Here is an 11057-nt window from a genome sequence, read left to right on the forward strand (position 1 = left end):
GCCCGCGTCGGCGCCCGGCGCGCGGTCGCACCACCACGGCCGGTGCGCAAGGGCAAGCCGGTGCTGCCACCCACGCCCTACCCGGAGGGGGACCCGGCGACGCCGGTGCGCCCGGCGGATGCCCCGGTCGCGAACCCCGTGACCGGCCTCGTCGTCCCGGCCGGTGCCAGCGGCACGTTCGTGGCCGGCACGCTCGCCGACTCCCCAGCGACGCCTCACGCGCCGGCGGCCGATGACGCCCCGACCGAGTTTCTGCCGCGCATCGTGCTCGGTGACCCGACCACCGGCCCGCTCGCTCTGCCCACCGGGCCCCCCGACGCCTTGGGCCAGCGGCGCCCCGAGGAGGCAGAGGCGGTGGGTGCGGGCGGCAGCTCCCGCCCGCAGCCGGTGCAGGAGGCGAGTCACACGCTGCAGGAGGTCGACCGGATCGTCGACGACATTGCGGACGCCCTGCGCCTGGGCCCCTGGGAGCCGGACCGCCCCCACCGCTGAGGCGCGCGCGGGCCTAGCTCAGCGCCACCGCCACGAACGGGTCGGGTCGTCGTAGGAGCTGTTGTGGCCCGGATCTTCGGTGCCGTCGCCGTCGGTGCTGCGGTAGATCGTGTGCCCGCGTGAGTGCTGGCGCAGCTCGCGAAGGTCCAGCCCGGCAGTGTCGTCGTCTTCGTAATCGTCCGGCTCGCCGCCGCGACCGTGCGGGTGTCGACGAACCTCGCCGCGAGCCCGGGACACTTCGCCGTCGCCGTAGAAGCTTGCGGTGTGCCGGGGGTCGCGTACCTCGCGGATCGGGCCGACCTGCCGCTCGTCCCGGCCGCCGCGCCGCCCCGAGAATCGCTGCAGGTGCTGGGCGAAGCGGCTGCGCCGGGTGGGGTCCTCTTCCTCGTAGACCTCGTCCTCGTAGTCCTCGTCGGGACCGTCGACCGGCTCGTCGCCGTCGCGGTGGAAGATCTGGGCGATGATCGCCTTGTACGTCGCGTCGGGTCGCGGCATGTAGGCGAGGTTCGACAGTGCCTGGTCCTGCCCGGCACTCTCCAGCACGAAGGTGCCGTAGCCGAGCAGCCGGCCCAGCACCGTGCGGTGATAGGTCATGTCGGTGACCTTGCCGAGCGGCATCATGTCGACCTTGCGCACGATGAATCCGTAGATCAGCAGCAGCCGCCGGTCGGTGGCGATGAACCACTCCCGGTGCCACTCCCACAGGTAGAACAGGGCGCGGCCGACGAGCGCGAACGCGAGCCACCACACGAGATCTGCGAGCTGCCCGGCCGACGGGTCGAGCGTCGCCGACAGCCACACCGCGGCGATCAAACCGAGGATCGCCAGGGCGACGGGTTCGGCGACCACGCCCCAGTGCCGGTGCACAGCAACGACGATCTTCTCTCCGCGCAGCAGGTAGCGCTCCAGGTGATCGAGGTTGCGGGCCGGCATGCCGTTCAGCGTAGGCGGAGGGGCGAACCTGCGCCTACCGCCCCAGAAGTCGGTCGAAGAAGATGCCGATGGAGGCGAAGCCGTTGACGATGATGTCCCACACGGTCATGACGAGGTCGGCCGCCCGGTCGGGGCTGGTGAAGATCGCGTAGATGACGAAGATCCAGAAGATCCACACGAAGATCCTCTTCACCTGTCCAGGCATCTGATGCTCCTCGTGGCGTTGGGATCGTGACGGGTTGAGTTGACCCGCTGGGGGATTCGTGCGGCGCAGCCGTGGTCGGGGGGTTGGAGACAGACCGCGAGTTCTATCGAATCACAGGGATCTGCGGGGACGTGCACGCACACGCCGGGCGCGCCCCATCTGGGTGGATCCACGCAATTCGTTGCGCATCGCCACGCGGGCGGGTCGGCGCGTGTTCACTATGCGCATGGACGTTGAACTCCACGAAGTGCGCGACTTTCTCGCCCAGTACCCGCCCTTCGGTGACTTGCCCGCTGCGGTGCTCGAGGAGGTCGTCTCGGTCATCACCGTCCGGTACGCGCGGCGCGGGGAGGAGATCCTGTCCGTCGGGCGCGACAACACGGACTTCTACACCGTGCGCAGCGGGGCGCTCGACATCCGCGACGCCACAAACACGCTCATCGAGCGCGCCGCCGAGGGCTCGTCCCTGGGCACGATGACCCTGGTCGAGGGCGATCCGTCGAAGTTCCGCGCCGTGGCCATCGAGGACTCGCTGCTGTACGTCATCGCCGGTAACGACTGGCACCGCATCGCGGGCGCCAACCCCAAGTTTCGCGAGTTCTTCTTAGGGCAGCGGCGGGAGCGGATGCACGGCGCGATCGCCAGCGCGCACGTGGCAGATTCGGGCATGGCGGTGCTGCGCACCCGCGCCAAGGACATGATCCGGCACGCGGTCGTCGAGGCCACCCAGGAGCTGTCCATCCGCGATGCCGCGCGGATGATGGCCAACCGCGATGTCTCGTCGGTCCTGGTGATGTCGGGCAACCGCATCTTGGGCATTGTCACCGACCGTGACCTGCGTAAACGGGTCGTCGCAGCCGGCGCCGACACCTCCGCCTCCATTGCCTCGGTGATGACGCCCGACCCGATCGTCGTCTCGGGGGAGGCGCTGGCCTTCGAGGTGCTGCTGCACATGATGGACGGCGCGATCCACCACCTGCCGATCGTCGAGGCCGGCCGCCCCGTCGGCGTCATCACCAGCACCGACCTGGTGCGCCTCGAGCATGCCAACCCCGTCTACCTGGTGCGCGATATCGCCGCGCAGTCGAGCGTCGCGGGCGTCGCCAAGGTCGCCGCGCGGCTGCCGCGCACGGTCGCGCGGCTGGTCAGTCAGGACGCGACGGCCGACGACATCGGCAAGGTCGTCACGGCGGTCGCCGACTCGGTCGGCCGCAAGGTCATCGCTTTGGCGGAGGCGGAGTTGGGCCGCCCGCCCGCGCCCTACTGCTGGATGGTGCTCGGGTCGCAGGCCCGCGGCGAGTCGGCGCTCGGCAGCGACCAGGACAACGCGATCATCCTGGCCGACGACGCCGGACCGGAGGGGGAGCGGTACGTCGCGGCGCTGGCCGAAAAGGTCGTCGCCGGGCTGGAGCAGTGCGGCTACCCGCTGTGCGACGGCGATGTCATGGCGACCAACCCGCGGTGGCGGCAGAATCTCACCGGCTGGCGGCGGGAGTTCGCCCGCTGGCTGCACGAACCGACTCCGGCGGCCCTGCTCAACGCCGGTATCTTCTTCGACGCCCGTGCCCTCTACGGCGACACCAGCCTGTTCACCGAGCTGTACAAGGGGGTGCAGGCGCAGGCCAAGGAGTCGCCGCGGTTTCTGGGGCTCATGGCCGCGCAGGCGGTGCGGCACGAACCTCCGCTGGGGTTCTTCCGCGGTTTCGTGCTGCAGAAGGAGGGCGAACACAAGGACACCCTCAACCTCAAGTGGGGTGGCATCGGTGTCGTGCAAGAGACCGCGCGCGTGTACGCCCTGGCGGCCGGTTCGCCGGCGATGCGTACCCACGAGCGGATCACCGACGCCGCGAACGCCAACCTTCTGAGCCCAGAGAGCGCGGCGGAACTGCGCGACGCCTACGAGTTCATCTCCTACGTGCGGCTGGAGCACATGGTGCGCAACATTCAGGACGAGCGGGCCCCCGACAACCACGTTCACCCCGCGCATCTGACGAGCCTGGAGCGCCGCCACCTGCGCGACGCCTTCGGGGTGCTGCGCTCGGTCCAGGCGCAGCTGGCGCAGCGTTACCCCGCGGCCCGGGTCTGAGGTGGTGCGCTGATGCGGATGTTCACCACGCCGTTCAGTCCCGCCGCCCGGGCGGCCCGGCGGCGCGGCAGGCTGGCTCGGTCGGCACCGCCGGGGCCCCTGCTGGAGGTGCTGAGCCGCCGCGTCAACGGGCCGGACACGCCGCTGCGCAAGGCCAAGCTGCTCGCGGTCGACATCGAGACCACGGGGCTGAATCCGCGCACCGACCTCGTGCTGTCGATGGGGTGGGTTCCTGTGGACGGCTTGACGATTCGGCTCGCCGGAGCCGGTGGGTGCCTGGTGCGGCCGCCGTCGAGCAAGGGCCGTCGCGCGGCCGGCAGCCAGGGGGCGCGGGCTTCTGGTGACGTGGGACAGAGCGCCGCCGTGCACGGCCTGACCGACGACGTGGTGGCCGCGGGGCTGCCCCTGGACGAGGCCCTGGACCTGCTGCTCACCGCCCTGCCCGGACGCATCCTGCTGGCCCACTACGCGGCCATCGAGCGCGACTTCCTCGCCGCCGCCTCGCGCGCGCTGCACGGCATCGACCTGCCGTTGACGACGGTCGACACCCTCGAACTGCAGCGCCTCATCGTGGCCGGGCCGGAGGGCGCCGGGTTCCGGCCGGGCAAGCTGCGGCTGGGCGCCGCGCGCGAGCACTTCGGACTGCCGCGGTACCGGGCGCACGACGCTTTGACCGACGCCTTGGCCTGCGCGGAGCTGTACCTCGCGCAGGTGTCGCAGCTGGGGGCTCGCGGCGACCTGCAGCTGGGCCGGATTCTCGACTAGGTCTGCCCCGCCTCGCTAGGTCAAAGGAGCTCGCTAGGTCGCAGGAGCACAGTGTTGCTCGTTGCGCCGAGCGGGATGACGGGGCTCGGCTCAGACGACGCCGTAGAGGCGGTCTCCGGCGTCGCCGAGGCCGGGCACGATGTACCCCTGGTCGTTGAGCTTCTCGTCGATCGCTCCGAGCACGAGGGTCACCGGCGGTTCCACGTCGGCGAGGTGGGCCTGCAGGTGGTCGATCCCCTCCGGGGCCCCGAGCAGGCACACGGCGGTGATGTCGCGGGCGCCGAGACCGACGAGGTAGTCGATGGCCATGACGAGGGTGTGCCCCGTGGCCAGCATCGGGTCGACGATGAAGCACTGCCGGCCCGACAGGTCGTCGGGCAGGCGGTTGGCGTAGGCGCTGACCTCGAGGGTCTCCTCGTCGCGGACCATGCCAAGAAAGCCGACCTCCGCGGTCGGCAGCAGCCGCACCATGCCCTCCAGCATGCCGAGGCCGGCGCGCAGAATCGGCACGATGAGCGGTTTGGGGGTGGCCAGCTTGATGCCGCACGTCGGGGCGACCGGGGTCTCGATGTCGAACGGCTCGACGCGCACTTCACGGGTCGCCTCGTACGCGAGCAGCGTCACCAGCTCCTCCGCCAGACGCCGGAACGTCGGTGAGTCGGTGCGCTTGTCGCGCAAGTACGTGAGCTTGTGGGCGATGAGCGGGTGGTCGACCACGTGGACGCGCATGGGGGAAACTTAGCGCGTGAGCGGCGTCGATGACCCAAGGCCCGGCCGATCGCCCGCCGGTGACGCCGTTGCGGGGGCCGGTTCGAACCCGGATGAGGTGTGGTTGCCGCCGGCGGGGGAGGAGCGGGCCGACGTGCGGGTCGAGCCGGGGTTGGAGTCGGTGATGGAGCGGCTGCTCGCCGATGCGGCGCGGGCCGGCCGGGCCGGTGAGGTGCCGGTCGCGGCGGCCGTCCTGGGTCCGGAGGGGAACGTGCTCGGCTGGGGTGTGAACCGGCGGGAGCGCGACGGCGATCCGACTGCGCACGCCGAGGTGCTGGCCTTGCGCGCTGCTGCTGCCCAGAGGGGCGCAGCGGACGTCAGGGAGGCGGCCGCGTCTGCGACCGAGGCGCCGGCGCAGGGTCGGGGCCGATGGCGCCTGGACGAAACGACCCTCCTGGTCACGCTGGAGCCGTGCGCCATGTGCGCCGGGGCGGCGCTCCAGGCTCGGGTCGGCCGGATCGTGTTCGGTGCATGGGACGACAAGGCGGGGGCCTGCGGCTCGGTGTGGGACCTGCCGCGCGACCGCTTCGCGTCGCACCGCGCGGAGGTCGTCGGCGGTCTGCGGGAGGGCGACTCGGCCGCCCTCCTACGGGAGTTCTTCGCCGCACGCCGCCCCCGACCCTCCGGCTGATCGACGGCCTCATCGGCGGCTAGAGCGAGTGCGCGTCGGCGGCGCGCTCGTGATCGGATGAGCCCATGGACTCCTACCGCCACGACGGCCTGACGTTCGACGTCAGCGACGCCGCGCCCGGCAACGCTGTACCTAGGGAGGCCGACCCCGGGCACTCCCACCTCGGCAGCGCCGAGGCGGTCGTGTTGCTGCACGGTTTCCCGCAGGACCGGCACTGCTGGCAGGCGGTCGCGCGGCAGCTCAACGAGGCGGGGCTGCGCACGCTGGCTCCGGATCAGCGCGGCTACTCGCCGGGTGCCTGCCCACCGGCGGTGAGCGACTACGCCATGGAGCACCTCGTCGGTGATGTGGTGGCGCTGCTCGACGCGGCGCACGTGCAGCGGGCGCACCTTGTCGGGCACGACTGGGGCGGCGGGGTGGCCTGGGCGTTGGCCGCAACGCACCCGGAGCGGGTCGCGAGCCTGACGGTGCTGTCGACCCCGCATCCGGCGGCGATGGGTGCCGCGATGCTGCACGGCCAAGTACTACGCAGTTGGTACATGGGGGCGTTCCAGGTGCCGCGGTTGCCCGAACGGCTGCTCGCCCGGCAGCTGCCCCGGGCGCTGCGCGGCGCGGGTCTGCCGCCGGCGGAGGTGCGGCGGTACGCGGATCGGTTCGCCGAGCCCGAGCGCCTGCGCGGTCCGATCAACTGGTACCGGGCCATGGTGCGTGGGGGAGCCCGGCTCGGCTTGGGCGTCGTCACCGTGCCGACGACCTACGTGTGGGGCGAGCAGGACCCCTATCTGGGCCGGGCGGCGGCGCTCAAGACGAGCGAGTTCGTCGGCGCGGACTACCGATTCGTACCCGTGCGGGCCGGGCATTGGCTGCCCGAGATCGAGCCCCGGCTCGTTGTCGACGAGGTGCTGGCGCGGGTGCGGGGCGCCTCCGGTGGGCCGGCCGCTGCTGAGCCGCCCGCTGCTGAGCCGGCCGCTGCTGAGCCGGTGGGCACGCCGTCGGGGAACCTCTCGGTGCTCGAACGACTGGGTGCGGCGGAGTTCGTGGCGCTGACGACGTTCCGCCGTTCGGGCGAGCCGGTGACGACGCCGATGTGGGTGGCGCGCGACGGCGACGAGCTGGTGTTCACGACGCCGACGGACAGCGGCAAGATCAAGCGGCTGCGCCGCGACCCCCGCGTGCGGGTGCAGGTGTGCTCGCGCCTGGGCAAGATCCAGCCGGGCGCGCTCGCGGCGGATGGCCAGGCGACCCTCGCTGCCGGTGCGGCGGAGGTGGCCCGCGGCTCGGCGGTGCTGCGGCGCAAGTACGGCTGGCAGTACGCAGTGATGCTGCGCGCCGAGCGCCTCTTCAAGCGCGAGCAACTCGACCGCACGATCCTCCGGGTGCGGCTCGGCTGACGCGACCCACCCGCCCCGACGCGGCCCTTCCACCCGCTCCAGCGACCTCCTCTCCGGAACCGATTTCCGCCGCGCACCAGCCCTTAGGTAACCTGTACGGCGGTGGCGTGTCCGAGCGGCCAAAGGAGCACGCCTCGAAAGCGTGTGTGGGGGCAACTCCACCGTGGGTTCGAATCCCACCGCCACCGCCAGCGCAAAGGCCCCGAGACCGTAGAGCAACCGGTTCGGGGCCTTTGCCGTGTGCCCCTACTCTCGCGGGTCAGCCCAACGCTCTGGCCGCTCCCGGCTCCAAGCACTCAGGCCCGCCCTCGGTGGGCGTGCACAGGCGCAGGGTCATCGGGATCGTCATCTTGCGCGTCGGGCCCGCGTTGTCGCTGTTGGCGGCGCCGTAGATCACGGTGAGTTCGGTGATCCGGCCCGAGAGGTGCGCCCCGGTCGGTTTCAGTTCGACGGCCAGCGACCAGGTCGAGATCTTGCTCGTGCTGCCCTCGCGCGTGTCGCCCTGGGGTTCGCTCGGGCGGGGCGAACTGATGGTGGGGCAGGTGCCGGTGATCGTGGCGGGCTCGGGCGCGGTGCGATAGCCGTAGTCGGCCATGGGCTCTTGAACAGCACCGACGCCCATGTCGGCGGCAATCTCCCGCACTCCGAAGCGCACGAGCACGAGTTCGTTCGGCGGGGCGAGCCGCACCTCGCGGATCGTAATGCTGCCCGGGGTGTTCAGGCACAGGTTGGGAATGCCGAAGGTCCACGTCGCCGCGGCGTCCCGCACGATCCCGGAGGCTCCGTTGGGTGGCGGGTCGACCTCGAAGCGCAACTCGGGCACATCCGACTCGAGCGTGCACGCGGCGAGCAGGGTGATGGTTGCCCACGTCGAGGCGATGAGAGGCAGACGCCGACGCGCGGTCAACGTTCGTCCGCGGTCTGTGCCGCCCGGACATCCGCGGCTTGTGCCGCCCGGAGATCGGCGTCGCTCACAGCCCCTCCCCACCTGCGGCCTTGGCCCGAACCTTGCCTTCACGGTAACGCGGTCACGCCTCGACTGGTCCGTAACCAGCGGCTCGCGCCTACGACGATGCGTCGGCGAGGTGTTTGGTGGCTTCGCGGATGCTGAGGCCGGAGAGCACGTCGCGGCGGCCGTCGACGGCAGCGCGGACCCAGCCGGGGTCGATGCGGGCGTGCTGGCGTAGGGCCCAGCCGATGGCCTTGCGGATGAAGAACTCGGAGCCGAAGGGGGTGCCTTCGACGTTGGCGTCGATGGCGTCTTCGAGGAGGTCGAGGTCGGTGGCGGGGCCGGAGCCGAGTTGGCAGATGATCGCGGTGCGGCGGACCCAGAGGTCGTCGGCGTGGGCCCATTCGCGCATCTGGTCGGCTTCGGCGGGGTAGGCGCGGACGATGGGCCCGATGAGACCGGAGGCGATCGCGTCGACGAAGTCCCACCAGGCGCCGGTGCGGATGAGGTGTTCGTAGAGGGGGCGGGTCTGCGGGTCCTGCCAGTCGCGGGCCGCGCGGACGCCGGCGAGTTCGATGGCGGCATAGCGCTCTTCGCGGTGGCCGGCCTCGTCCCACAGCGCCCGGACGGTCGCCTCCCACTCGTCGCGGTCGGCTGGCAGGAGCGCCGGGTCGCGCAGGATCGGCTTGAGGCGGCGCCGCAGCAGCGGCATCGGCAGCCCGTAGAACGGCATGCTCGACTTCATGTACCGCTGCTGCTGCGCCCCCCGATCCGCATCGGCCTCGGCCTGAAGCGTCGCGCGGATCGCCTCGATGGCATCGCGGCGGGCCCGTACATCGCGGCGCAGCGGTTCACCAGTGCGGGCGTCGTCAGTGCTCACCTGCAGCATCGTGCCCTGTCGTCGCCGCCACGCGTAGTCGAGTCGCGCCAGAACGCGCGGCTGGCTGCAGCTACGTGACGAAGGTGAACTGTTCGCTGGGTAGGGCTCTGCGTTCGAGGAGCAGCGCTGCCGGTAGCGGTTCGCTCCCGCGGCTGCCTGTCTCGTCGTCACCACCAGCCGCGTCGCGTCCGCTGCCGTCGCGTCCGCTGCCGCCGCCGGTGAGGCGGTGACCGTCGCGCTCATCCGTGGTGTGGCGGTCGTGGCCGGGCACGTCGCAGCTCTTGCTGCCGTTGCCGCCGTCGTCGTCGGGGCGGGGTTGGTTGCCGATGGGTGTGCCGTCGGCGCGCGTCCAGGTGACCCCGTAGGGCGTGACGGTCGCGATGTGGCCGTGTCGGTGCACCACGGTGTGATGGTGTCGGCAGAGGCAACACATGTTGCCTCTGGTCGTTGGTCCGCCGTTGGCCCAGTGTTTGATGTGGTGTTTGTCGGTCCAGGCGGCCGGTATTCGACACCCCGGGTAGGTGCACGTCTTGTCGCGCAACTCAAGCGCGGTCACCAATCCCGGCTTGGCGAGCCGGTGGGCGTGGCCCAGGTCGAGGAGCTCACTGCGGGTGCCGAGGACGGCGGGGATGATCTGTGCGTCGCAGGCCAGCATCCGCACGTCCGCCGGCGAGAGGACCTGCCCGTACCGCGTGGTCCCGCACCCAGCGATGCTGGAGCGGATCGTGTCGTGCCCCAGCACGCCGGAGCCGAGCACGCCAGCCCGGGTCCCGTTGGCCGCCGAGTCACTCGCCTCGCCGCAGCAAGAGCCCTCGCCGCAGGCGTGGGGAACGCCGAGGTCGTCGCCACCCGTCGGCTCACCGTCTGTGGGGAACAATCCCAACTGTTCGGCGAGGCTGGTCTTGCGGATCCCGCCGACGAGGTCGGCCAGCGGGATCGTCACGATGATCCGCGCGGCGGCGCCGGACCCGCGGACGGTCTTGTCGGGGTTCGTGGCGTGCGTGGCCATCGTGACCAGCGCGTCCAACCGCCGGGTGCCGGGGGTGCGGGGGTCGTGTTCGCCGGTGTCTGGGTCGACGTGCGGCTTGGACAAGGCGTGGAGGGCGGCGCTGAACACGGCCTCGTTGACGGGGTCCATCACGATCTTGGACTCGAACATCCCGGTCTTGGAGTTCAAGCTCAGCGCGGACATGGTCCGGTTGGCGCGCTTCTGTTCGTGCTCGTCTTCGAGGGTCGTTTGGGTGCCGTACTGGGACAGCAGCACGTCCTCGAACTCCGCGATCTCTTTACGGGTCGCGCCCTCGCCGAGCCAGCCGATGAGCTGGTCCAGCACGGTGTCCCAGCCGCGGACGTCGACCTTGGGCGACAACCGCCGGTAGGTCGAGGCGATGATCGCCGCCGACTCGACCGTGCACTCCCCGGCCACAACGGCATCCTTGAGCCGGGCGACATCCGGAGTGGAGCAGGTCCGGGAGACCTCATCGAGCCCGCGGGCCTGCGCCGGAGCCAGCGGCACCTCGCCGTCGCGACACGACTGCTCGACCCAAGCCGACGTCTTCGGGTTGTCCGAGGCCGCGATGACCCCGCGTTGCCGGGCTTCCATCACCACGGCCGCCTGAAACGCCCTCGCCGCATTGACGATCTTTGCCGCGCCCGCGGCCAGCCCGGCCAGGTCGTCGCTTCGGAGGCGGGTCAGGTCAGCCGCTTCACTGAGCAGCGTCCCGGACCCGGCATCGAGCCAGTTCACGAGGTCCGCCGCGGTGAGGTTCATGTCCTGAGTCTATCGAACAAATATTTGGGCAACATGTGAACTAATAGATGAATTATGCTGCGAGACAAAGGAATTGAAGAGTGTTCGTTGGTCGTCCGAATTCCCCTGAGTCCCAGGCAATTTCGCGCACGCTCCGAACCTCGATCGAGTGTGAAATGCATCACAACTAGGGGGCTGGGGTCAAGT

The 11057-nt window shown here is 70.9% G+C and carries 10 protein-coding genes, 1 tRNA gene and 1 pseudogene; 6 read left to right on the top strand and 6 right to left on the bottom strand.

The annotated features are described in order from the left end of the window. Positions 1-492 (top strand): annotated as a pseudogene (locus KILIM_RS20585) (hypothetical protein); the annotation flags it as partial. Between the two features lie 18 nt (positions 493-510). Here KILIM_RS20585 and KILIM_RS24760 read toward each other — a convergent pair. Together KILIM_RS24760 and KILIM_RS24405 are read right to left on the bottom strand one after the other, a co-directional pair. Continuing rightward, the gene (locus KILIM_RS24760) at positions 511-1425 is read right to left on the bottom strand and encodes a PH domain-containing protein (RefSeq protein ID WP_006594689.1); all 915 of its coding nucleotides are present in this window, start codon (positions 1423-1425) and stop codon (positions 511-513) included. Between the two features lie 34 nt (positions 1426-1459). Next, positions 1460-1630, bottom strand: a complete 171-nt coding sequence (locus KILIM_RS24405) for a hypothetical protein (RefSeq protein ID WP_006594690.1) — start codon at positions 1628-1630, stop codon at positions 1460-1462. 226 nt (positions 1631-1856) lie between these two features. Here KILIM_RS24405 and KILIM_RS20595 point away from each other — a divergent pair, with 226 nt between their 5' ends. Then, positions 1857-3716, top strand: coding sequence for a DUF294 nucleotidyltransferase-like domain-containing protein (locus KILIM_RS20595; RefSeq protein ID WP_246308467.1), 1860 nt, complete (start codon positions 1857-1859; stop codon positions 3714-3716). A 12-nt stretch (positions 3717-3728) separates the two neighbouring features. Then, positions 3729-4481 (top strand): exonuclease domain-containing protein, encoded by a 753-nt coding sequence (locus KILIM_RS20600; RefSeq protein ID WP_006594692.1) that lies wholly within the window; start codon positions 3729-3731, stop codon positions 4479-4481. A 90-nt stretch (positions 4482-4571) separates the two neighbouring features. On the opposite strand, the gene upp is transcribed toward KILIM_RS20600, so the two are convergent. Beyond that, entirely contained in the window at positions 4572-5210 is a 639-nt protein-coding gene (gene upp, locus KILIM_RS20605) for a uracil phosphoribosyltransferase (protein WP_006594693.1), read from the bottom strand. Between the two features lie 163 nt (positions 5211-5373). On the opposite strand from upp, the gene KILIM_RS20610 reads away from it, so the two are divergent. From KILIM_RS20610 to KILIM_RS20620, 3 genes are all read left to right on the top strand, one after another. Continuing rightward, entirely contained in the window at positions 5374-5880 is a 507-nt protein-coding gene (locus KILIM_RS20610) for a nucleoside deaminase (protein ID WP_051988913.1), read from the top strand. 65 nt (positions 5881-5945) lie between these two features. Beyond that, positions 5946-7271 (top strand): PPOX class F420-dependent oxidoreductase, encoded by a 1326-nt coding sequence (locus KILIM_RS25380; RefSeq protein WP_006594695.1) that lies wholly within the window; start codon positions 5946-5948, stop codon positions 7269-7271. 101 nt (positions 7272-7372) lie between these two features. Beyond that, positions 7373-7462, top strand: a tRNA-Ser gene (locus KILIM_RS20620). A 68-nt stretch (positions 7463-7530) separates the two neighbouring features. On the opposite strand, the gene KILIM_RS20625 is transcribed toward KILIM_RS20620, so the two are convergent. The 3 genes from KILIM_RS20625 to KILIM_RS20635 all read right to left on the bottom strand — a co-directional run bounded on the left by KILIM_RS20625 (position 7531) and on the right by KILIM_RS20635 (position 10871). Next, positions 7531-8178, bottom strand: a complete 648-nt coding sequence (locus KILIM_RS20625) for a hypothetical protein (RefSeq protein ID WP_006594696.1) — start codon at positions 8176-8178, stop codon at positions 7531-7533. A gap of 157 nt (positions 8179-8335) precedes the next feature. Beyond that, positions 8336-9109 carry a DNA alkylation repair protein gene (locus tag KILIM_RS20630; RefSeq protein ID WP_006594697.1) on the bottom strand — a complete coding sequence of 258 codons (774 nt, stop codon included), beginning with the start codon at positions 9107-9109 and terminating at the stop codon, positions 8336-8338. 61 nt (positions 9110-9170) lie between these two features. After that, positions 9171-10871, bottom strand: a complete 1701-nt coding sequence (locus KILIM_RS20635) for an HNH endonuclease signature motif containing protein (protein ID WP_006594698.1) — start codon at positions 10869-10871, stop codon at positions 9171-9173. Positions 10872-11057: the final 186 nt, after the last annotated feature.

The sequence above is a fragment of the Kineosphaera limosa NBRC 100340 genome, from assembly GCF_000298215.1.
Lineage (GTDB): Bacteria > Actinomycetota > Actinomycetes > Actinomycetales > Dermatophilaceae > Kineosphaera > Kineosphaera limosa.